The organism is Streptomyces sp. AK010, assembly GCF_014207295.1.
GTDB lineage: Bacteria > Actinomycetota > Actinomycetes > Streptomycetales > Streptomycetaceae > Streptomyces > Streptomyces massasporeus.
Genome location: NZ_JACHCX010000015.1, coordinates 199,975 through 222,935, shown reverse-complemented (window position 1 = coordinate 222,935; position 22,961 = coordinate 199,975). Strand labels below are relative to the sequence as shown.

Genomic DNA, 22,961 nt, shown 5'->3' with positions numbered 1-22,961 from the left:
ACGGACGAACCACGCCCATCTCTCCCGCCGCCAACCGGAGTTCATGCCCACCCAGCCCGAACTAAACGATCACGTTCGGAAAGCGGATGGCGTCTAAGTCCACACTGCTGGCCCGGCTGATCACTCAGCTCGCACCGCAGCCGGTCGCCCTGGTCGGCATCGACTGCAAGGGAGGCATGGAGCTGGGACTGTTCGCCGGGCGGTTGAGCGCACTGGCCGCCTGCCGACGCGAAGCGGTCGCCGTGCTCTCCGCCCTCGTGATCGACATGCAGGACCGGATGAGTGTGTGCCGTACGGCCGGTGTGCGCTCGATCTGGGAGCTGCCGGACAAGCTGCGGCCGGTGCCGGTCGTCGTGATCGTCGACGAGATCGCCGAGTTGTACCTGTCCGATGGAACCCGTGAGAGCAAGGCGGAAGCCGAGCAGTGTTCCACCCTGCTGCTGCGCCTGGCCCAACTTGGCGCTGCTCTCGGCGTCCACCTGGTCGTCGCCGGACAGCGGGTCGGCTCCGACCTGGGCCCCGGCGTCACCGCCCTGCGCGCTCAACTGGGTGGCCGCATCTGCCACCGGGTCAACGACCCCGGCACGGCCGAGATGGCGTTGGGCGACTTGAACAAGGACGCCGTGGCCGTCGCTCAGGCGATCACGGCGGAGGAACGGGGCGTGGCCGTGTGCACCGGCCCGGACGGTGGCTGGAGCCGTGCCCGCTCCCACCTGACCCCCACGGAAGAGGCCGTGTCGTCGGCCCGGAAGCACGCAGCCCTCACCCCGGAACTGCCCGCCCTGGGCCGCGCTCTGGCAGCCCTGGAAGGAAACGACAAGTGATCAGCGAAGGTACGGCGTTCACGTTCGCGGTGATCTTCGGGATCATCACCGTCCTCCTCGTCCGCTCGCGTGACGTGCGCGCCTGGGAAGCGGTGTGCGTCGGCCTCTTCGGCCTCTACCTCGGACAGACACCGGTGCTCTTCACCATCCACGGCCTCGTCACCTGGGTGATCAACGGCTTCTCCCACACCTGAGCAGAGAAGGGACCTGAGACATGCCTATGCCCCGAGTTAGGTGCCCGCACTGCAAGGGCGACGGAGCACGTAGGACCTGGACCGGACGGAGCCGGCGCTGCCGAGTCTGCAGGGGCACCGGAACCATCCGCTGACACACCCCCGCCCTCACCCGCCCAAGCAAAGGAAGGGGCCCCATGACCCACGGCGCACGACCACTCATCCACCGTGCCGCTGCGGCGGCCCACTCCGGAAGGTCACCACCATCACCTCGGTGTACACCCAGGCTGACAGGCGCGCCGTCCTCGACCGCGCGGCGCGCCTGCGTCAGCTGTCAGAAGCGGACCGTGACGCAATTCGTCTCGCCCAAGACCCTCAATTCCCGCGCTGGCTGGACCAGGTCGCCGCTACCGGTGGCTGCGCACACCCCGTCCACCTGTCCGGCTCGACTACGACCCTGGACGCCACAACGGGGGAAGTTCTCCGTCACTACGACACCCGGAACGAACCAGGTGAACGCCTCCTCGTCCGCTGCCGCAACCGCCGCGCAACCGTCTGCCCGGCATGCTCCCGCCTTCATGCGGGCGACACCTTTCACCTCGTTCGCGCAGGCCTCCTCGGCGGCAAGAACGTCCCAGCCACGGTCCGGCACCGCCCTCGGCTCTTCATGACCCTGACCGCCCCGTCCTTCGGCCCCGTGCACCGGACCGGAGAGCAATGCAGGCCCCGCCGCGACCGTGGGGTGTGCGAACACGGCCGCCCCCTTGGCTGCGGCGCCATGCACGGTTCTGACGATGCCGCCGTCGGACGACCGCTGTGCGCCGAGTGTTACGACTACACGGGCCATGTGCTGTGGCACGCGCACGCGTCCAAGCTGTGGGATCGGTTTGTCATCGACGTCCGGCGGCGTCTGGCCTCCTCGGTCGGCCTCGTGCAGTCCCGATTCGCCGAGCATGCCCGGCTGTCCTTCGCCCGCGTCGCCGAGTATCAGAAGCGGGCGGCCGTCCACGTGCACACCATCGTCCGCCTCGACGGCCCGGCCGGGCCCAGCGACGAACCCCCGGCTTGGGGCACCGTCGACCGCCTGACCGACGCCGTACGGGCATCGGCGCATCGGGTCCAGGTCGGAACGCCCTACAGCCCGGCCGTCGGCGAGGTGGTGCTGCGCTGGGGGGTCCAGCTTGATGTCCGTCGGCTGCGCTTGGACGGTGACGGGCCAGATGACGACGCGGTGGCCGCGTACGTCGCGAAATACGTCACCAAGGGAGCCAGCGAGACAGGCGCCGGCACCGACTATCCGCTCTCGACCTGGCACGACATCGGCATGGTGCCCGTGAGCGAACACGTTCGCACCCTCATGCGGACCTGCTGGCGCCTCGGCGGTCTCCCTGAGTACGAACACCTCCGCCTCCGCGCCTGGGCTCACACCCTCGGCTATCGGGGCCACATCCTCACCAAGTCCCGTGCTTACTCCACCACCTACGCGGCCCTGCGTGCCGAACGCGCCCATCACATGGGCCACGGCGGTGGAGAAGACGACCTCCCCGCCCAGGTCACCGATCGGCACTGGCGTTACGTCGGCTCCGGTCATACCCCCGGTGCAGCGCTCATCGCGGCGGGAATCGCGGATGACCTTGCAGAGTCTCGACGGCTTGGCGTCGAAGCAAAGCAGCAGGGGGAGTGGCGCTTATAGCCGCGCTTCCCGAGCGCGAGCCGCAACAGTCAGGGCGCCAGTTGCCGTCTCGGTGTGGTGACGACAGGGCACCGAGCCTGATCGAAAGCGAGATCGTGATCGTTGACGATGATGGCAGGGAAGAGCCGTTCGACCCTGCGGCCTGGTTCTCGTGAGACGAAAAGCCGCCTCCCCTACAGCTCGGGAAGGCGCCTGTCCGCATATGACGGACGGACGGGTCAGAAGGCTTCCGCGAAGTCGTCTTCCTTGAGTATCAGCCGGTCTCGCACGTCCTTGGGGATCATTAGCTTCATGTGGATGCGCGGGGCTCGTACACCCTTCACCTTGGTCCGCTTGATCACGCACTTCACGCCGACCCGGAGCAGATCGGCGGCCATGGCCTCCATACCGCCTTCCTCCCAGTGGGTGCGGAACGACTTGCCGTTGTGCACAGCCACCCACCGGTCTTTGGTCGACTCGGGGTCGATGGCCTCCAGCTGCTTGATCAGGTCGTCCAGCGTCTTCTCAGCCTGCTCCTTGGTGAAGCGTGTCTTCGTGAAGCGGCCTCCGGGCTCCAGTCCGGTCATGTAGTAGGCGATGGACTGCTCCAGGCGCTGTTGTTCCTTGCGGGCCTCGGCTCCCTGCCGGTACTCGCGTGTCATGACGGGTTCGTCCCCGAGAACCCTTAGGACGTCCTCGACGAGCTTGCTGTAGATCTCATCGGGGTTCGGAGCGCCGTGGCCTCCTGCCTTGCACTTGCCGCACCGCAGGTACGAGTAGGACCAATTCTTGACGCGGTTCTGCTGAACAGTCATGTTCGAGCCGCAGTCATGGCAGATCAGGACGCCGAGGAACTTGGTCGCCCCCTCAGGGCGCCGGGTGGGCTGGTTCCTCCCTCGACGGTCGAGGGCATCCTGAAGGCTGTTGAACTCGTCCTCGGTGAAGATCGGGTCTGCCACGCGGATGGGCTTCGCGTCGCTTCCCAGGACGATCTTCGAGCGGCGTACGCCCCCGTTCTTGTCCTCTTCTACGCGGTAGCCCATGAGCGCCGGGTTCCTGAGTCGGCGGAGCTGTGTCGACGCCGTCAGGCCCGATCCGCAGAGGCCGGCGCGCACCAGGACCTTGACCATGCGCCGGGCGGAAGCAGGCTTGTCCCGCAAGGCGGCCTTGCGGCACCAGTGCAGCGCCCGGTGCGCGTCCTTGTTGATGACGAGTACGACCTTGCCGTTCTCGTCCTCCGCCGTCTCGTATCCGTACGCCGGCTTGCCCACAAGCCAGTCGCTCTGTGTCTTGGTGTAGTTCCAGAGGCTCGCTACGCGCGTGCTGGTGTTGGCGGCCTCGATCTCGGCGATGCCACCGACGATCGTGACCATGATCTTCCCGGCCGTCGTGGTCAGGTCGATCGAGTCGTTCTTGGAGACGAGGTTCTTCCCGTACTTCAAGCACCAGTCGATCATGGTGCTGAGGTCCGAGAGGCGGCGTACGAAGCGGTCCAGCTTCCAGAAGAGGATCTCGTCGAACTCGGGGGCCCGGTTGTTCAGCCAGTCCCCGAGCTCCTTGCGTTTCCACGGTGGAACCTTCGTCGCCGAGACGTTGAGATCGCTCGCGACTCCGACCACTCGGCAGCCGCGCTCCCTGGCGAGCAGACGTAGATCGAGTTCCTGCCGAACGGGCGACGTCGTGTCGTCGGTGAGGATCGACAGACGCACGGACAAGAGTGCCCGCGGTGCGTCGTCCGGCAGGAGGGCTTCCGCCTTCTTCAGCTCCCGTAAGAGGGCTAAGTCCGCCTCGGACCATTCGGCATCAACTGAGTACAACCCGCGGTCAGTCGTGGCGCGGGTCCTCGTTCGTTTCCCCATGATCTGCACGGTAGCGGTTTTGGGTCCGTTGGTGAATGGCCGCAGATGGACACCCAGATCCAGATCGGCCCGACGGGCAAGAAGCTGCTGCCCCTGACGGTCAAGAACGCGGCACCGACGCCGAGCGGGCATGCGCACTGAGATGAGTGACGCGCGCGTCCCTCAGAGCCTGACCGATGGGGTTCTGACGACCACTGAGCCCCCTTCGACCCGGAGGGGGCTCAGTGGTGTCGACGCCGCCGACCCGCGCACCTGTCCCACCCCACCCCACCCCACCCCACCCCACCCCACCCGCCGGACCCCGTTAGGTGAGAGGTCCGTCCTGTGGGGGACCCGCACAGGAGGCCGGGTTTGGTGACGCTCCCCTTGGGGGCCGACTCGGTCAGGTTCCCCCAGTTCAGAATGCGTGCTGGGGGAGCCGTCAGGTCAGGCGGCCCTCCTCGCAGACCCGCCGGGCGACCTCGCGGAGCTTGATGTTCTTCTCCTGGGAGTAGCGGCGCAGCACGTCGAAGGCCTGCTCCTCGGTCAGGCGGTGGCTGCCCATGAGGATGCCCATGGCCTCGCCGATGACATGGCGTGTGGCCATGGCCTGCTCCATCTGGGCGTGGCTGCGGGCGCTGGAGAAGGCCACGGCCGCGTGCGAGGCCAGCAGCCAGCCGGCGGTCTCGCTGTCGTCCGTGAAGGACCCCGCCCGGTGCGAGTAGAGATTGAGCGCGCCGAGATCCTCGTCATCGGTGTAGAGCAGGAAGCCCATCATGCTGCCCACACCCAGGTCGCGGGCCCGCGCGGCGTAGGCGGGCCAGCGGGGCTGCTCGGTGGTGAAGTCGGAGATGCGGAACACGCGCTCCCCGGTGCTGGTGCGGGCCGCGTCGAAGCAGGGGCCCTCCGTGAGGCGGTCCTGGAGCCGGTCGCTCTCGACCACCAGGTCGTGGGTGGGCGCGAGCGTCTCCACGCGCTTGCCGTGCAGGAGGAGGATGCCGGCCGCGTCGCACCCCGTCACGTGCTGCGTGGCCGCTCGGGTGATGTGCTCGAGCGTGGTGCCGGCGGAGTCCTGGGCCAGCAGGTCACGCGCCATGGAGGCCATCTCCCGTGCGAACAGGCGCCAGTCCACTGTCGTCCTCCTCGGTCCGGGTGCCCGGGCATCCATATTTTCCGCCACGGTGTCACGTGTCGTACACACCTGGTGGGCAGCCGCTCACCGGGTTCGTCGTGGATGACGTGTTGGTGAAGGCGCGAACTTCTTGCGTCATCTATCGAATCTCGATAGATTTCCATCGTGGCTCGATCGAGGGGGTGGTGATGGGGAAGCCGGCTGTGGCGGCGTTGCGCGGAGTGCTCGTGGTGTTGCTAGCCGGGTCGCTGTTCGTGCAGGCGGTGGTGCCGCTGCCGGCCGTCGACATGAACGGGTTCAGGCCCGAGTACGCATATCTGCGCACCCCGATCCTCGTGATCACGATCCTGGGTATCGTGACGGCCCAGGTCGTCGTGGTCTGCGTGTGGCGGCCGGTGACGATGGTGCGTCGCGGGACGGTGTTCTCCACCGCCGCCTTCCGCTACGTGCACATCGTGATCGGCGCGTTCGTGGCGGCCGCCCTGCTGGTCTTCGCGCTCGCCGTCGTGCTCGCGCCGGGCGAGGCCGTCGCACCCGGGGTGGTCCTTCTGCTCTGCGGGGTCGTGATGGCCGTGCTGGGCGTCGCGCCGGTCGTGCTCGTGCTGCGGATGCCGCTCGCGCAGGCCGTCGCACGCGACATCGAGGCGGCCCGAATGCAGGCCGAGCTGGAAGAGGTCATCTGATGCCGATCGCCGTCGACATCGACGTGATGCTGGCCAGACGCAAGATGTCCGTGGGCGAACTGGCGGAACGCGTCGGCATCACCCCCGCCAACCTTGCCGTCCTCAAGAACGGCCGCGCCAAGGCGGTCCGCTTCTCCACCCTCGCCGCGCTGTGCGAGGTGCTGGAGTGCCAGCCGGGAGATCTCCTTCGCTGGGAGACGGAGGGCGCGGCGGACCCCACCATCCCCTGATGGAGAACATCGGCATCCTCCCCGCCCGCCCCGCCGAACTCGAGGCCGTGGCCGGCCTGAGGTGGGAGTGGCTCGTCGAGAACGGCTCGGAGGACCTCGGCGAGCCGGCGACTTCGTACGGCACTTCGTCGCCTGGGCGCAGGAGAACGCCCGGACCCACCACTGCACGGTGGTCGTCCGCGACGACCGCGTCATCGGCATGGCCTGGCTCGCGGTGGTGCAGCGGGTGCCCACGCCCCGTGCACCCCGGCGGGCCTCCGGCGATCTGCGGTGCGTGTACGTCGTACCCGAGGCGCGTGACGGCGGACTCGGCGGGCGGCTCGTCCGGGCCGTCGTGGACGAGGCCCGCGAGCTCGGCCTGGAGCGGGTGACCGTGCACTCCGGCTCGCGGGCCGTCCCCGCGTACGCCCGCAGCGGCTTCGAGGAGTCACCCCGGCTGCTGCGTGCGCGGATCACCCGCGCGTGAGCCGTATGATCTTGCGGCCGAGTGGAGGAATCGCGGGAGAACGGGGCGGGGTTGTGCGGTGCTGGATCCGGACGGGCCACTGAGGGCGTCTACGTCGGTATGGATCTGGAGAAGCGTCCCCGCGAGGACTTTGAGGCACGGGTCGATCCGGGCGAACGGCCGGCCGAGCCGCAGGTCCGGCGCGAGGCGGAGGCGGTCGAGGGGTGTCTCGCCGTCGCGATCCGGATTCCCGTGCGGATCATCGTGCTCGTCCTCGTCGTCCCCGTGCGGATGCTGTGGGACGTGCTCGTCGTCACCGGCCGGTTCCTGAACGACGCACTGCTGCGGCCGCTCGGCCGGGCGCTGCTGTGGCTCGGCCGGGCGGTGTTCGTCTGGCCGTTCGTGGGGCTGTGGCGCTACGTCGTCGTCCCGGTGGGCAAGGCCCTCGGATGGCTCGGGAACGTCCTCCTCGTCGTGCCTCTGGTCTGGCTGTACCGCTGCGTCCTGACACCGGTGGGGCACGCGCTCGCGTGGGTCGCCCGGGGTGTCGGGGCGGCCGTCGCCTGGCTTGCGAGGGGCGTCGGAGCCGCGCTCGGCTGGGTGTGCGCCCAGCTGCTCACGCCCGTCGGGCACGCGGTGGCGTGGGTCCTGAAGGGGCTCGGCGCCGGGCTCGCCGCGCTCGGCATCGGCGTCTGGACGGCCGTGGCCCGGCTTACCCGGTACCTCGTGGTCGTACCGGCCGTCTGGCTGTACACCTGGGTGCTCGCTCCCGTCGGCCGCGCGGTCGCCTGGTGCGGCAAGGGGCTCGTGTGGCTGGTGAGCACGATCGTCACCGGCATCGGCATGGCCCTCCACTGGATCGCCCGCATCCTGCTCGTCCTGCCTGCGCTCGCCCTCTGGCGCTGGATCCTCACGCCGGTCGGACGCGTCCTCGCCGTCGTCGGCCGGGAGGTAGGGGACGCCCTGGGCCACGCCTGGCGCGTCGCCGGGCACATCTCGCTCACCGTCGGACGCTTCCTCGGCACCGTCCTTTGGTGGATCTTCGTCGAACCGGTGCGGTGGGTGTACCGCAGCGTGCTGACGCCCGTCGGGCACGTCGTGCGGGACACCGTCCTGCGGCCCGCCGCCGAGGCCGCCCGCAGCGCGGGGCGGGCCACCCGGCAGGCGCTGGCCGCAGCCCGGGAGTCCGTACGTCAGGCCCGCGCCGACTTCCGGCGGATGCTCTTCGGCGAGCTGCGGCAGCCGCAGCCGGTCGGCCGGAGGGAACCATCGGGGCGCGAGGCACGTACTCTTGGTAGCAGTACGACCGCTCTCACGAAGGACTGAACGACACTGGGCAAGCGACAGCCCGAAGGCCCGCCGCCCGCACCCGCGGTGCAGCGCATCCGACTGCGCTACACCAAGCGCGGCCGCCTCCGGTTCACCAGCCACCGTGACTTCCAGCGCGCCTTCGAGCGTGCGTTGCGCCGTGCCGAGGTGCCGATGGCCTACTCGGCGGGCTTCACACCGCACCCGAAGGTGTCGTACGCCAATGCCGCACCCACCGGCACGGGCAGTGAGGCCGAGTACCTGGAGATCGCGCTCACCGCACCGCGCGACCCGGAGCAGCTCAGGGCCCTCCTCGACGAGTCGCTGCCCACCGGGCTCGACATCACCGAGGCGGTCGAGGCCCGCACCTCGGGACTCGCCGACCGGCTGACGGCTTCCGTCTGGGAGCTCCGGCTGGACGGAGTGCCGGTCGAGGAGGCCCGCCGGGCGGCGGACGCCTTCAACGCGGCCGAGACCGTCGAGGTCCAGCGCCTCGCCAAGAACGGCGTCCGTACGTTCGACGCCCGTTCCGCGGTCGCGAGCCTGGAGGTCCGCGGTCCGGAGGAAACGCACAGTTCGCAGGCTGATAGGCCGACCGACCAGCCCTGTGCGATACTGCGGCTGGTTGTTCGGCACGTGACGCCTGCCGTACGACCCGACGACGTCCTGTCCGGTCTCCGCGCCGTGGCCGACCTGGCGCCGCCGGTCCCCGCTGCGGTGACCAGGCTGGCGCAGGGGCTGTTCGATGAAGAGACCGGCACGGTGACCGACCCGCTCGCGCCCGACCGCGAGGCAGTCGAGGCCCACTCAACGGCCGAACCGACTGCCGCCGCGACGGCGTCGGCGTAAGGAAGGTCCCGCGTAGGGACGGACGTCGTAGCGCCGCCCTCGGACTCGGGAGCCACCTGGGTCGGGCAGCGCACCGACCAGAAGACTTTCGCCAGGCCGTACGCATTCGGCGTACGGAACCGGCGAGACAGGACACAGAAAGCTCCCGTGCGGCGCCCGCGCCCCGGACGGCGGCGAACGCGCACAGCGCGCGCCGCGGACGTCACCGGCATCGCCGGACCAGGCGCGGCGCCCGGGAGCCTGACGGGAGATAAGCCCGCATGCTCGAACCGACCGAACCCACAGAGGGTTCCGAACAGAACACTCCCAGCGACACCCTGCCGCCCCGTCGGCGGCGGCGTGCCGCGTCCCGCCCGGCGGGTCCGCCCACCGGTGCCACCTCCGGCGCGCCGGTGGAGACCGTCGCGCCGGCCATACCGGCCGCCGAGGTCGAGGATCTCGCGGCAGACGTCGTGGAGACGGACGAGGCCGAGGAAGCCACCGCCGACGCGGACAAGGCTCCCGAGGCCGTCGTGAGCGACGAGGCCGCCGCGCCCGCCCCGCCCAAGCGGCGTCGCGCCGTGCGCCGTGCCTCCGCGCCCGCCGGCGCCCCGGAGGCGGCCGAGGCCGCCGAGACCGTGGTCACGGCGCCCGCCGGCACTCCCGCCGCCGAGCCGGCCGAGGCCGTCACCCCCGCCGCGTCCGCCGACGTGACCGAGGACGCCGCTCCCAAGCGCACCCGGCGTCGCGCCACCCGCACCGTGACCTCGCCGACCGCCGCTGCGGCGGAGACCGCCGAGACCGTCGCCGCTCCGGCGGAGAAGACCGTCGCCGCCCCGGCCGTGGAAGACGCTCCGGAGCCTGCGGTCGTGGCCGACGGCGCCGCCGAAGGTGCCGAGGCCGCTGATGAGGCTGCTCCGCGTCGGACTCGCCGACGTGCCTCACGGCGGGCGTCCGCGCCCGCCGGGGCGCCTTCCGCCGCGGACGCGGTGGAGGGCAACGCCGAGGAGGCGAAGGCACCCGTGACCGAGACCCCCGCCGCCGAGCCCGCCCGCGCGTCCGAGGCGACCGCCTCCGAGACCGCTGCCGCCGAGCCCGCCCGCGCGTCCGAGGCGACCGCCGCCGAGACCGCTGCCGCCGAGCCCGCCCGCGCTGCCGACGCCCCCGCCGAGACCGCAGCCACCGAGGCCGCCGACTCGGCCGACGAGGCCGGACCGCGGCGTCGCCGCCGCGTGGTGCGCCGGGCCGCCAGTGGCTTCGCCGAGCCCGCTCAGCCCGCCAAGGGCGCGAAGGCCTCGAAGGCCGCCGCCCGCGCGACCGCGAGTGCGGCCGACGGCGGGAGCGAGCCGCCGTCGCGTCCGAGGCGGCCCGCCGTCGCGCTGTTCCAGGCGCCCGTCTTCACCGAGCCCCAGTTCCAGACCCCCGAGCGCGCCGCTGCCGCGGCCGCCGCCGAGGCGGCCGGGGCAGCGGAGCCGCAGGAGGCCGAGGAGTCCGCGCCGGCCGAGGCCCAGCGCGAGGAGCAGACCGGCGGCACCCGCCGTCGGCGCCGTCGCCGGGGTGCCGGCGACGAGCCCGAGACCCAGGCCCCCGAGACCGCCGCCGCCGACACCTCCGCCGACGAGGCGGAGGAGGGCGACGAGTCCGCCGAGGACCAGGCCGACGGAGACGACCAGGACGAGTCCGAGGGCACCGGCTCGCGCCGCCGCCGTCGCCGGGGCGGTCGCCGCCGCCGGCGTGGCGAGTCCGCCGACTCCGACGAGGGCGGCGAGGCCTCGGACGCCGGGTCCGAGCAGACCGCCGCCGGGCAGGACGCCGAGGACACCGACGAGGACGACGAGGACTCCGACGACGCCACCGACCGCGACGAGTCCGGCGGAGGCGGCTCCAGCAGCAGCCGCCGGCGCCGGCGCCGCCGTCGCCGCGCCGGTGATTCCGGCCCCGACGCCGAGCCCTCCGACGACGATCCCGAGCGCACGGTCGTCAAGGTCCGCGAGCCCCGCCCCAAGGCCGAGCCGTCCGACGAGGTGCAGTCCATCAAGGGCTCGACCCGTCTGGAGGCCAAGAAGCAGCGCCGCCGCGAAGGCCGCGAGCAGGGCCGCCGACGCGTGCCGATCATCACCGAGGCCGAGTTCCTGGCCCGCCGCGAGGCCGTCGAGCGGGTCATGGTCGTCCGCCAGCACGGCGACCGCACGCAGATCGGCGTCCTCGAGGACGACGTGCTCGTCGAGCACTACGTCAACAAGGAGCAGGCGACCTCGTACGTCGGCAACGTCTACCTCGGCAAGGTGCAGAACGTGCTGCCGTCGATGGAGGCCGCCTTCATCGACATCGGCAAGGGCCGCAACGCCGTCCTGTACGCCGGTGAGGTCAACTTCGAGGCGCTCGGCATGGCCCACGGGCCGCGCCGCATCGAGTCCGCCCTGAAGTCCGGCCAGTCCGTGCTCGTCCAGGTGACGAAGGACCCGATCGGCCACAAGGGTGCTCGCCTGACCAGCCAGGTCTCCCTCCCGGGCCGCTACCTCGTGTACGTGCCCGAGGGCTCCATGACCGGCATCAGCCGCAAGCTGCCCGACACCGAGCGGGCCCGGCTGAAGACCATCCTCAAGAAGATCGTCCCCGAGGACGCGGGCGTCATCGTGCGCACCGCCGCCGAGGGCGCGAGCGAGGACGAGCTGCGCCGCGACGTCGAGCGGCTGCAGCAGCAGTGGGAGGACATCCAGAAGAAGGCCAAGAGCGGCAACGCTCCGACGCTGCTGTACGGCGAGCCGGACATGACCGTCCGGGTCGTGCGCGACATCTTCAACGAGGACTTCTCCAAGGTCGTCGTCAGCGGTGACGAGGCGTGGTCGACCATCCACGGGTACGTCTCGCACGTCGCGCCGGACCTCGCCGAGCGGCTGTCGAAGTGGACCTCCGAGGTCGACGTCTTTGCCACGTACCGGATCGACGAACAGCTCGCCAAGGCCCTCGACCGCAAGGTGTGGCTGCCCAGCGGCGGTTCGCTGGTGATCGACCGGACCGAGGCGATGGTCGTCGTCGACGTCAACACCGGCAAGTTCACCGGCCAGGGCGGCAACCTCGAGGAGACCGTCACCAGGAACAACCTGGAGGCGGCCGAGGAGATCGTGCGTCAGCTGCGGCTGCGCGACCTCGGCGGCATCATCGTCATCGACTTCATCGACATGGTGCTGGAGTCCAACCGGGACCTGGTGCTGCGGCGCCTGCTGGAGTGCCTGGGCCGGGACCGTACGAAGCACCAGGTCGCGGAAGTGACCTCGCTCGGGCTCGTGCAGATGACCCGCAAGCGGGTCGGGCAGGGCCTGCTGGAGTCCTTCTCCGAGACCTGCGTCCACTGCAACGGACGCGGCGTCATCGTGCACATGGAGCAGCCGACGGCCGCCGGGGGCGGCGGCAAGCGCAAGAAGCGCGCGCGTGCCGGCGCCGCCGAGCAGCCGCACGTGCACGAGGCGGCCGTCGAGACCGCCGAGCAGGAGGCCGAGACCGAGGCCGAGGTCGGAGCCGAGGCCGCCGAGCCGGTCGCGCTGCCCGAGCCGTCCTTCGAGCCCGACGAGGAGCTGTACAGCAGCGCCGCCGAGGCGGAGGCCGCGGCCGGCCGCGGACGGTCGCGTCGCCGCGCGAGCCGGCGGGCGTCGGCACCGGCGGGCTCCCCGCGCGGTGAGGCCGCCGAGCCGAAGGCCGAGCAGGGCAGGGACCGCACCCGGCGTGGCCGGGGCCGGGCCGAGCAGGCCGAGGCCGAGGCGCCGACGGCGCAGGACGTGACCGTCGAGCAGGAGGTCGCCCGTCCGGTGCAGCCGGAGCCTGCCGCCGAGGCCCAGGCCGAGCCGATGGCCGTGGAGGACCCGGTGGTCGAGGCCGCGCAGGCCGCGCCGGTCGAGGAGGCCGCGCCCAAGGGCCGTACCCGGCGTCGGGCCACCCGCAAGGTGTCCGCTCCGGCCGGTTCCCCGGCGGGGGCCGAGGCGGCCGTGGTGACGGTCACCGAGACCGCGCCCGCGGCCACCGACGTGGCCGAGCAGGCCGAGGCCTCCGTGTCGGTCGCCGAGGCGCCCGCGGAGAGCGCCGCCCCGGCCCGTCCGCGGCGCCGCGCCGTGCGCAAGCCCACGGTGTCCACGGCGTCCGAGGAGACGGCCGTCGTGGTCCTCCCGTCGGCAGCGTCCGAGGAGACCGCCACGCAGGAGGCCGTGTCCGCGCAGGCCCCGCAGGCGCCCGCGTCGGACGATGCCGTCGCCGAGGAGGCCGCCGAGGAGTCGGCACCCGCCAAGAAGACGGCCCGCAAGACGGCCAAGAAGGCCACGGCGAAGAAGGCCGCCACCACCAAGAAGACGGCGGCGAAGAAGACCGCCGCCAAGAAGACGACGGCCAAGAAGGCGGCGAAGACCACCAAGACGGCCGTCAAGAAGACCGCGTCGAAGAAGACCGTGGCGGCGGAGCAGTCGGCATCGTCCGCGTCCTCCGTCTCGGCCTCCACCGACGAGGGCTGAGATCCACTGCCTGTGCGACCGGCGTGACCGGTCGCACAGGTGGCGGCCCCGGCTCGGTTTGACCCCTTCGGCCGCGGCCCCGTAACCTTGACCGTCGGCGTGTCGACTGACGCGTCTACATCCCCGTAAACCTCATCCTCCGGGCGCCGGGCGCCGGGAGAGGCTGCTCGCTGAGTCGGGCGGCTGGCCTGCGGGGGTGCCGTTTCCCGAGCGAGAGAGTGAGTCCCGCGTGTACGCCATCGTGCGCAGCGGTGGTCGCCAGCACAAGGTTGCTGTCGGCGACATCGTTGAGGTTGACAAGATTTCCACTGCCAAGGTTGGCGACTCGGTCGAGCTCTCGACCCTGCTCGTTGTCGACGGCGACGCCGTGACCAGCGACCCGTGGGTGCTGGCCGGCATCAAGGTCCAGGCCGAGGTCGTGGACCACCACAAGGGCCAGAAGATCGACATTCTGCGCTACAAGAACAAGACCGGTTACCGCCGTCGCCAGGGCCACCGCCAGCAGTACACGGCGATCAAGGTCACTGAGATCCCCACGGCTGCGAAGTAAGGGACTGAGGAGAAATGGCACACAAGAAGGGCGCATCGTCCACCCGGAACGGTCGCGACTCCAATGCCCAGCGGCTCGGCGTGAAGCGCTTCGGCGGTCAGGTCGTCAACGCGGGTGAGATCCTGGTCCGTCAGCGTGGCACCCACTTCCACCCGGGCTCCGGCGTCGGACGTGGCGGTGACGACACGCTGTTCGCCCTCGAGGCCGGTTCGGTGCAGTTCGGCACCCACCGTGGCCGCAAGGTCGTGAACATCGTTCCGGTCGCCTGATCGGAAGCTTTCGCGAGGCGGACCTCACTTCCCTCACGGGAAGCGGGTCCGCCTTTCGCGTGTTACGCAGAGAGCAATCCCGTACAACCTCGTACACATACGTACGCACCTGGAGGCACACACCATGACCACCTTCGTGGACCGCGTCGAGCTGCACGTCGCCGCGGGTAGCGGAGGCCACGGCTGTGCCTCCGTCCACCGTGAGAAGTTCAAGCCCCTCGGCGGGCCGGACGGCGGCAACGGCGGGCGCGGCGGGGACGTGATCCTCACCGTCGACCAGTCGATCACCACGCTGCTCGACTATCACCACTCCCCGCACCGCAAGGCCACCAACGGCAAGCCCGGCGAGGGCGGCAACCGCTCCGGCAAGGACGGTCAGGACCTCGTCCTGCCGGTGCCGGACGGCACGGTCGTGCTGGACAAGGCGGGCAACGTCCTCGCCGACCTGGTCGGGCACGGCACGTCGTACGTCGCCGCGCAGGGCGGCCGGGGCGGGCTCGGCAACGCGGCGCTGGCCTCCGCGCGGCGCAAGGCGCCCGGGTTCGCGCTGCTCGGCGAGCCGGGAGACCTGCGGGACGTCGTCCTGGAGCTGAAGACCGTCGCCGACGTGGCCCTCGTCGGGTACCCGAGCGCCGGCAAGTCGTCGCTGATCTCGGTGCTGAGCGCCGCCAAGCCGAAGATCGCCGACTACCCCTTCACCACGCTCGTGCCGAACCTCGGTGTCGTCACGGCCGGTTCGACCGTGTACACGATCGCCGACGTGCCCGGTCTGATCCCCGGGGCCAGCCAGGGCAAGGGCCTGGGTCTCGAGTTCCTGCGGCACGTGGAGCGGTGCAGTGTGCTCGTGCACGTCCTCGACACCGCGACGCTGGAGTCGGAGCGTGACCCCGTCTCCGACCTCGACATCATCGAGGAAGAGCTGCGGCAGTACGGCGGGCTGGACAACCGGCCGCGCATGGTCGTGCTGAACAAGATCGACGTACCGGACGGCAAGGATCTGGCCGAGATGGTGCGTCCCGACCTGGAGGCGCGCGGCTACCGTGTGTTCGAGGTCTCGGCCGTGGCGCACATGGGCCTGAAGGAACTGTCCTACGCGCTCGCCGAGCTCGTGGCGCAGTCGCGGGCCGCGAAGCCGAAGGAAGAGGCCACCCGGATCGTGATCCGGCCCAAGGCCGTGGACGACACCGGCTTCACGGTGACGCAGGAGGCCGACGGCCTGTTCCGGGTGCGGGGTGAGAAGCCCGAACGCTGGGTGCGCCAGACCGACTTCAACAACGACGAGGCCGTCGGATACCTCGCCGACCGGCTCAACCGGCTCGGTGTCGAGCAGGAACTGGTGAAGGCGGGCGCCCGGGGCGGCGACGGCGTCGCCATCGGCCCCGAGGACAACGCGGTCGTCTTCGACTGGGAGCCGTCCATGACGGCCGGGGCCGAGATGCTCGGCCGACGCGGTGAGGACCACCGCTTCGAGGGGGAGCGGCCGGCCGCGCAGCGCCGCAAGGACCGGCAGGCCGAGCGGGACGAGGCGCAGCAGGAGTTCGACGACTTCGAGCCGTTCTGAGTCAACAAACAGCACATGCGCAACGGACTTCGGTGCAACCAGGTCGTTCTCCGGTGAGTCGTACAGGGTGGCGCCGTGGGGATCTTGCCCCCACGGCGCTGTTACTGCCCAGCGGATCAGCGGGGTTGGCGTGCCTCAGTCCATGAGTAGCGCAGGGACGGCCGAGCGGTCGCCGCGGCCATCGCCGTCGTCGCGGCCGTGACCACCCCGATGGCCGCCGCGCACGCGCCCCGGGCGAGAGTGTCGGGGACGTCACCCACGCGGGCACCCTCGCCGTGGTGTGGGGCGGGAAGCAGGGCCTGTCCGGCGGCACGGTCGTGGCCACCGGCACCGAGGAGGACCGGGTCGACCCCGAGACCCCGGCCCTCGGTGACTTCGACGGCGACGGCCATCTGGACCTCGCCACCGGCAGCCGCCTGCTCTCCGGGCCGTTCGACCGCACCACGGGCGCCGCGAAGAGCCGGACCCTGGCCATCGAACCCGCGTACGTCACGAACGACGTGGCGGCCGGGGACGTCGACCACGACGCCATCACGGACCTGGTCGCGCTCATCCACGACGTCAGCGACGACGACATGCGCGACCTCGACGACCGGCACCGGCGCGCGGTCTTCCTGCGGGGCACCCGTGACGGCCTGAGCGCCCCCGTCCGGCTCCTCCCTCGGCAGGGGTTTCGCACGCTGACCCGTTACTGATCACCTGTCAGACTCGCCCTGGCAACGGCTTGTTCCGATGCTGGCGGCGAGTCTCTCTTTGTCTGCTTAGTTGTCATGTACGTGAACCCCGGCGTTCAGCGGGCGGACCGCCCGCGAGCGTGAAGCTTCCCAGTGTCCAAGTGGCCAGCGAGGTAAGGGAGTCAGCCGATGACCGGAGCAGTATCCCCCGACCGACGCCGCTTTCTGACCGCTGGAGCCGCGGTGCTCGGCGCCGCGGCCTCCGCCCAGCTGTGGCTCCCGGCCGCCGCCCGAGCGGCCGAGACGCCGTTGCCCGACGGTGTGTTCAGCCTCGGCGTCTCCTCGGGCGACCCACTGCCGGACGGCATCGTGCTGTGGACCAGACTCGCCCCGGACCCGCTGAACGGCGGCGGCATGCCCGACCGGCCGGTGCCGGTGGAGTGGCAGCTCGCCGAGGACTCCCGGTTCAGAAAGCTCGTCCGAGGGGGCACCGCGCAGGCCCGGCCCGAGTACGGGCACAGCGTTCACGTGGACGTACGCGGGCTGCGCGCGGACCGTACGTACTGGTACCGCTTCCGCACCAGCGGGCAGCTCTCGCCCGTCGGCCGCACCCGTACCGCGCCCCACCCCCACAGCTCCGGTGGCTCCCTGCGCATGGCCCTCGCCTCCTGCCAGAACTGGCAGCACGGCTATTTCACGCCATACGCAGACATGCTCGACCAGGACCCGGACGTCGTGGTGTTCGTCGGCGACTACATCTACGAGTCCACGCCCTCGGCGACGGGCGTACGGCGGCACGAGGGCACCGGTGAGCCCGTCAGCCTCGTCCAGTACCGCAACCGCTACGCGCAGTACCGCACCGACCCGGACCTGGCGGCGATGCACAAACACGCGCCCTTCGTGGTGACCTTCGACGACCACGAGGTGGACAACGACTTCGCCGGCGAGATCCCGCAGGACCCGGACAAGCAGCCGCACGACGCGTTCGTCGCCCGGCTGACCGCTGCCTACCAGGCCTTCTACGAGCACATGCCGGTCCGTGCCTCCGCCGTCCCGGACGGCCCGCACATCCGGATGTACCGCCGCCTGGAGTTCGGCCGCCTGGCCCGGCTCAACGTCCTGGACACCCGCCAGTACCGCAGCGACCAGGCCACCAGCCAGGCCGGCGCCCAGGACCCGTCGCTGACCATGCTCGGCGCCCGGCAGAAGCGGTGGCTGCTGAACGGGCTGCGGGACTCGCCCGCCCGCTGGAACCTCATCGCCTCTCAGATCATGATGGCCGAGACGGACCTGAAGGTCGGCGAGGGCAAGCTCTGGTTCTACGACGCCTGGGACGGCTACCAGGCCGAACGCAACGCGTTCATGGAGGAGTTCCGGCAGGTCCGCAATCCCGTGGTGCTCTCCGGCGACCGGCATCTGACGATGATCAGCGACCTCAAGGAGGACTACGCCGACCCGGACTCCGAGGTCGTCGGCGCCGAGTTCGTCGGCACCTCCATCTCCAGCAACGGCGACCAGGACCAGGCCGCCTTCCGCAAGGAGTGGGACCCGCGGCGCCCGGACAACCCGCACTGGAAGCTGCTCGACGCCCACCGCGGCTACCACCTCTTCGACGTCCGCCGTGACGGCATCGACGCCCAGGTGAGGGTGGTCGACACCGTGCGGCAGCCGACCGCGACGCCAAGCACGCTGGCGAGGCTGCGGGTCGAGGCGGGGCGCCCGGGCGTCGAGGTCGTCTGACCGGCCCGCGAGACGCGTGAGCCCGGGACTCCTCGGAGTCCCGGGCTCTTCGTCGTACGGGACGTGTGAGATGTGTGAGAGGTCCGACCCGGTCTCCCGGGCGTATTGCTCGCGCCGAGACCGAAATGCTGCGCAATCGCAACCAGGAATTCTCCCGGCAATGAGCTGCCGGGAGAGCGGTATTCGCGGGCGGCCCGCATGAAGAACGCGGGCCGCCACGGGTCCCGGGAAGTGCGGATCCGCACACCGCGGCCCCCGTGACCGCCCCAACGAGTGGCGACCCTGATGCACGGGGCGCCGCCAAAGCGCGTACCGTGCACAGGACATCGTCCTAAGGGGTCCTTTCACTATGCCCGTCCGGGTCGCGCGGTCTGGCACCGCACCTCGCCGCGTTGCCGAAAAGCCCTAGTAGCTCCGCTACGAGGGCTTCCCGGCGCCTTGCGACGCACGGCACCAGACCACGCGCCCTGATCGGACGCTCATAGTGAAAGGACCCCTAAGGAGCCCGTGAGGGCCCTCGGTCACCGCCGCCCGCGCGGCTCCGTTGTCGCTGGGCTTCTGTGCAGTTACTCACAGCGCATTTCCCGGGGATCGCGCAGCCGTCTCGCAATCAGCGGCGTCTCCAGGTGAATGAGAGGTTGCGCGCACATATGCGGTGGAGGTCGCTCACCTTGCATTGCGGTAACCACAAGTGGGACCATTTCCAAGTTCCCTGTCGCCCCAAGGTAGGTCACCTGTGTCCCAGCACATAGCCAAGCCCCGTACCACCGCAGTGATCCTGGCCGGTGGTACCGGTCAGCGCGTGGGTCTGTCGATCCCCAAGCAGCTGCTGAAGATCGCCGGCAAGGCAGTCATCGAGCACACGCTGACCACCTTCGAGAACGCCGACTCGATCGACGACATCATCGTGCTGATGGCGCCGGGTTATGTGCCCGACATCGAGAAGATCGTCGCGAAGGCCGGATTCAAGAAGGTCTCGAAGGTCATCGAGGGCGGCTCCACGCGGAACGAGACCACCGAGCGCGCCATCGCCGCGCTGGGCGAGGGCCTGGCCGAGGGCGAGGACGCCAACGTCCTCTTCCACGACGCCGTGCGCCCCCTGCTCTCGCAGCGCGTCATCGACGACTGCGTCGTCGCCCTGGAGCGCTACCAGGCCGTCGACGTGGCCATCCCGTCCGCGGACACCATCATCGTCACGCGCACGCACGGCGAGGACGGCGAGTTCATCACCGAGATCCCGGACCGCTCCCGGCTGCGCCGCGGCCAGACGCCGCAGGCCTTCAAGCTGTCCACGATCAAGCGCGCCTACGAGGTCGCCGCCGGTGACCCCAACTTCCAGGCGACCGACGACTGCTCCGTCGTGCTCAAGTACCTGCCGGACGTGCCGATCCACGTCGTCGCGGGTGACGAGTACAACATGAAGGTCACCCAGCCCGTCGACGTCTTCATCGCCGACAAGCTCTTCCAGCTGGCCTCCACCGCCGCCCCCGAGCAGGTCTCCGAGGAGGCCTACCGCGAGCTGCTGACCGGCAAGACCATGGTCGTCTTCGGCGGCAGCTACGGCATCGGCAAGGACATCGCCGAGCTCGCCGAGTCCTACGGCGCCAAGGTCTACGCCCTCGGCCGCTCCACCACCGGCACCCACGTGGAGAACCCGGAGGAGGTCGACGACGCCCTGTCGAAGGCGTACGGCGAGACCGGCCGCATCGACTACGTGGTCAACACCGCCGGCGTGCTGCGCATAGGCAAGCTCGCCGAGACCGACAACGCCACCATCGAGGAGGCGCTGAAGGTCAACTACCTGGCCCCGGTGCAGATCGCCCGGTCGTCGTACAAGTACCTGTCCGAGACCAAGGGCCAGCTGCTGCTCTACACCTCCAGCAGCTACACCCGGGGCCGTGCCGAGTACAGCCTGTACTCCTCCACCAAGGCCGCCATGGTGAACCTCACCCAGGCCCTGTCCGACGAGTGGGCCGGCGACGGCGTCCGCGTCAACTGCATCAACCCCGAGCGCACCGCCACGCCCATGCGCACCAAGGCTTTCGGCCAGGAGCCCTCGGGCTCCCTGCTGTCCTCCGAGGCCGTGGCCCGCACTTCGCTCGACGTGCTGCTCTCCGAGCTCACCGGCCACGTCATCGACGTCCGCCAGCAGGACCCGACGGCCGGCGCGGCCCGGGCCTCCGGCTTCGAGCAGGCACTGGCCACGGTGCTGGACCGGCAGGACGGCGTGTAATAATCGACGCCAAATAGACTTCAGCAATTCAGGCCTCTGCGCCCTCCTGTCAACGGCTTTTGTCGTCGAACGGAGTGTTCGCAGGGGCCTGAATCCATCCAGTCTCGCGAATATTCACAGACCAGCCGCATTCTCGAACCAAGACCGGCACACCCCTCCCAAGAGCAGGTTTCTCCGTGATATCCACCGCTATTCGCGTCGCCCGGGTGGGCAGCGCGGCCGAGCTGGCCGCGGCGATCCTCATGGTGGCGGGCTTCCCCGCCCTCATGCTGGCCGCGCTCGTCCCGAGCGTTCCCGCCTTCGCGGCAGCGGCCGCCGTGACGTACCTGGCGGACCACTATCTGCACCGCAAGGGCAGCTACCTGATCAACCGCCTCAGCAAGGTGCGGGCCGGCCTGTCGATCCGCTTCCTGATAAGGCAGCTGCTGCTCGTCCTGCTGCTGGCCCGGCTTTCCCTCGCGGACAACCTGATCTACTACGGGGCGATCGCCTGCTTCATCGCCTTCTACGGTCTCCAGGCCCCGCACGGCGCGTTGGTCCAGCTGATCCGCAACCGCCGCCGCATGCCGGTCGCCACCCGCAACGTCGACCTGGCCTCACGCATCCGCATCCCGGACGCCCCGCCGCGGGGGCTGCTGCACCGCTCCGCCGAGAAGATGCTCCACCTCGACCTCTTCGCGGTCGCCGGCATCCTGCTCGCCTCGCAGGTGAAGTCCGCCCTCGTCGGTTTCATCGGCATCGGCATCACGGTGGCCCTGGCCACCCTGTACGTGCTGGCGCTCGTGCCGTACGTGCGCGGCCGGAAGATCCCGCCGAACGCCGAGAAGGTCCTGGCCGCCGTCGACGACTGGCTGGCCGAGTACAAGCCGGAGACGGTCCTGTACTTCTCGGGTTCGAAGGACTCCGCCTACCAGGTCAACATGTGGCTCGACACCATGGAGAAGCTGGAGTCCAAGCCGCTGATCATCCTGCGTGAGCGGGCCATCCTGAACAGTCTGGCGCCCACCACGGTTCCCGTCATCTGCGTGCCCGGAGGGGTGCACCTGATGAACCTGGACCTCTCCACGGTGCGCGTGGCGCTCTACGCGGCCAACGTCGGCAAGAACATCCACCTGCTGCGCGTGCCCACCATCAAGCACGTCTTCATCGGCCACGGCGACAGCGACAAGCTCGCCAGCGTCAACCCGTACAGCAAGGTCTACGACGAGGTGTGGACGGCCGGCCGCGCGGGCCGCGACCGCTACGCCATCGCCGACGTCGGTGTCCGCGACGACGACATCGTCGAGGTCGGCCGCCCGCAGCTCGCCCCGATCCAGACCTGGCAGGGCGTGCCCGAGGGCCGCATCCCCACGGTTCTGTACGCCCCCACCTGGGAGGGCTGGGACGGCAATCCGGGCAACACCTCGGTCGTGCTGGCCGGCGAGAACATCGTGAAACAGCTCGTGCAGGCCGACCCGCCGGTCCGCGTCCTGTACAAGCCGCACCCGTTCACCGGCAACGTCAGCAAGGAGGCCGGCGCCGCTCACCGGCGGATCACCGCCCTGGTGCAGCAGGCCGCCGCGGAGCGCGCCATCAACACGCGCTTCATCGCCGACACCGCCGCCCAGGCGCAGGCCAAGGCCGAGCTGGAGCGGATCGAGGCCCGGCTCGTGCAGCTGACCGGATCCGGCGGCGACCGTGGCGACGAGGCCGTGGCCACCCGTGACGGGCTGGTCGACGTCGCCCGGCACGAGGAGGTCGCCCGGCTGCGCGCCGAGTGGAACGACGCCTACTGGCGTTCCTTCCCGTCCTGGGAGCACCGCGTCATCACCGGCGCCGAGCCGCGCCTGTACGACTGCTTCAACGTCTCCGACGCGATGGTCTCCGACATCTCCAGCGTGGTCTCCGACTTCCTCGCGAGCGGTAAGCCGTACGCGGTCACCGACTCCGCCGAGGTGGGCGTCGAGGAGTTCAAGCGGAACAACACGGCGGTGCGCGCCGCGGTGATCCTCTCCAACAGCGCGTCCGAGCTGGGCGAGCTGCTCGGCGCGGTCCGCGCCCCGGACGCCGACCGGCTGGCCGAGGACCGCAAGGAGCTCAAGCAGTACCTGCTGGGCCCGGACGAGCCGACCTCCCTCGAGCAGTTCAACACCGCCGTCGCGAACCTCGCGGTCAAGGCCGAGACGCGCAATGTCGGCCAGCAGTCCCGGGACGAGGCCGCCCTCGCGGAGAGCGAGGCCGAGCTGGCGAACGCCGTGCCCGGGCAGCGGATGCCCGCCGCCGGTGACACGGACGGAGTCGGCGCGGGCTGAACTGCCTCCGC

At 70.4% G+C, this 22,961-nt stretch carries 17 protein-coding genes and 1 pseudogene; 16 read left to right on the top strand and 2 right to left on the bottom strand.

The window, feature by feature from the left end; translation table 11 throughout:
• Nucleotides 1–92 precede the first annotated feature (92 nt).
• The 3 genes and pseudogenes from HDC93_RS26900 to HDC93_RS26890 all read left to right on the top strand — a co-directional run.
• Nucleotides 93–824, top strand: a pseudogene (locus tag HDC93_RS26900) (FtsK/SpoIIIE domain-containing protein); the annotation flags it as partial.
• On the top strand, nt 821–1,018 hold the full coding sequence (locus HDC93_RS26895) for a hypothetical protein (RefSeq protein WP_185013378.1): 198 nt from the start codon (nt 821–823) through the stop codon (nt 1,016–1,018). The pseudogene HDC93_RS26900 and the gene HDC93_RS26895, both read left to right, overlap by 4 nt.
• A 253-nt stretch (nt 1,019–1,271) precedes the next feature.
• Complete coding sequence (locus HDC93_RS26890; protein WP_398986567.1) at nt 1,272–2,690, top strand: replication initiator; 1,419 nt, start codon at nt 1,272–1,274, stop codon at nt 2,688–2,690.
• Nucleotides 2,691–2,908: 218 nt separating this feature from the next.
• On the opposite strand, the gene HDC93_RS26885 is transcribed toward HDC93_RS26890, so the two are convergent.
• Both HDC93_RS26885 and HDC93_RS26880 read right to left on the bottom strand, forming a co-directional pair.
• Nucleotides 2,909–4,528, bottom strand: coding sequence for a recombinase family protein (locus HDC93_RS26885; RefSeq protein ID WP_185013377.1), 1,620 nt, complete (start codon nt 4,526–4,528; stop codon nt 2,909–2,911).
• 421 nt (nt 4,529–4,949) lie between these two features.
• On the bottom strand, nt 4,950–5,639 hold the full coding sequence (locus HDC93_RS26880) for a GAF and ANTAR domain-containing protein (RefSeq protein ID WP_311774628.1): 690 nt from the start codon (nt 5,637–5,639) through the stop codon (nt 4,950–4,952).
• 188 nt (nt 5,640–5,827) lie between these two features.
• On the opposite strand from HDC93_RS26880, the gene HDC93_RS26875 reads away from it, so the two are divergent.
• From HDC93_RS26875 to HDC93_RS26815, 13 genes are all read left to right on the top strand, one after another.
• A complete protein-coding gene (locus HDC93_RS26875; protein ID WP_185013397.1) occupies nt 5,828–6,322 on the top strand; it encodes a DUF2975 domain-containing protein in 495 nt (164 codons plus the stop codon).
• Nucleotides 6,322–6,552 (top strand): helix-turn-helix transcriptional regulator, encoded by a 231-nt coding sequence (locus tag HDC93_RS26870; protein WP_185013376.1) that lies wholly within the window; start codon nt 6,322–6,324, stop codon nt 6,550–6,552. The genes HDC93_RS26875 and HDC93_RS26870 overlap by 1 nt, the downstream gene beginning before the upstream one ends.
• Before the next feature lie 67 nt (nt 6,553–6,619).
• Nucleotides 6,620–7,018: a GNAT family N-acetyltransferase gene (locus HDC93_RS38760; protein WP_311774627.1), complete on the top strand. Its 399-nt coding sequence runs from the start codon at nt 6,620–6,622 to the stop codon at nt 7,016–7,018.
• Nucleotides 7,019–7,117: 99 nt separating this feature from the next.
• Nucleotides 7,118–8,323, top strand: coding sequence for a hypothetical protein (locus tag HDC93_RS26860; protein ID WP_185013375.1), 1,206 nt, complete (start codon nt 7,118–7,120; stop codon nt 8,321–8,323).
• A 48-nt stretch (nt 8,324–8,371) separates the two neighbouring features.
• The gene (locus HDC93_RS26855) at nt 8,372–9,154 is read left to right on the top strand and encodes a TIGR03936 family radical SAM-associated protein (RefSeq protein ID WP_031104801.1); all 783 of its coding nucleotides are present in this window, start codon (nt 8,372–8,374) and stop codon (nt 9,152–9,154) included.
• Between the two features lie 260 nt (nt 9,155–9,414).
• The gene (locus HDC93_RS26850; protein WP_185013374.1) at nt 9,415–13,632 is read left to right on the top strand and encodes an Rne/Rng family ribonuclease; all 4,218 of its coding nucleotides are present in this window, start codon (nt 9,415–9,417) and stop codon (nt 13,630–13,632) included.
• Between the two features lie 229 nt (nt 13,633–13,861).
• Nucleotides 13,862–14,182 carry a 50S ribosomal protein L21 gene (gene rplU, locus HDC93_RS26845; RefSeq protein ID WP_030836278.1) on the top strand — a complete coding sequence of 107 codons (321 nt, stop codon included), beginning with the start codon at nt 13,862–13,864 and terminating at the stop codon, nt 14,180–14,182.
• 14 nt (nt 14,183–14,196) lie between these two features.
• Nucleotides 14,197–14,451 (top strand): 50S ribosomal protein L27, encoded by a 255-nt coding sequence (gene rpmA, locus HDC93_RS26840; RefSeq protein WP_031107501.1) that lies wholly within the window; start codon nt 14,197–14,199, stop codon nt 14,449–14,451.
• A 124-nt stretch (nt 14,452–14,575) separates the two neighbouring features.
• On the top strand, nt 14,576–16,012 hold the full coding sequence (obgE, locus tag HDC93_RS26835) for a GTPase ObgE (protein WP_185013373.1): 1,437 nt from the start codon (nt 14,576–14,578) through the stop codon (nt 16,010–16,012).
• Between the two features lie 278 nt (nt 16,013–16,290).
• The gene (locus HDC93_RS26830; protein ID WP_185013372.1) at nt 16,291–16,707 is read left to right on the top strand and encodes an FG-GAP repeat protein; all 417 of its coding nucleotides are present in this window, start codon (nt 16,291–16,293) and stop codon (nt 16,705–16,707) included.
• 168 nt (nt 16,708–16,875) lie between these two features.
• Nucleotides 16,876–18,426: an alkaline phosphatase gene (locus tag HDC93_RS26825; RefSeq protein WP_185013371.1), complete on the top strand. Its 1,551-nt coding sequence runs from the start codon at nt 16,876–16,878 to the stop codon at nt 18,424–18,426.
• A gap of 736 nt (nt 18,427–19,162) precedes the next feature.
• Entirely contained in the window at nt 19,163–20,659 is a 1,497-nt protein-coding gene (locus HDC93_RS26820; RefSeq protein ID WP_185013370.1) for a bifunctional cytidylyltransferase/SDR family oxidoreductase, read from the top strand.
• Between the two features lie 176 nt (nt 20,660–20,835).
• The gene (locus HDC93_RS26815) at nt 20,836–22,950 is read left to right on the top strand and encodes a hypothetical protein (RefSeq protein ID WP_311774626.1); all 2,115 of its coding nucleotides are present in this window, start codon (nt 20,836–20,838) and stop codon (nt 22,948–22,950) included.
• The last annotated feature ends 11 nt before the right edge of the window (nt 22,951–22,961 follow it).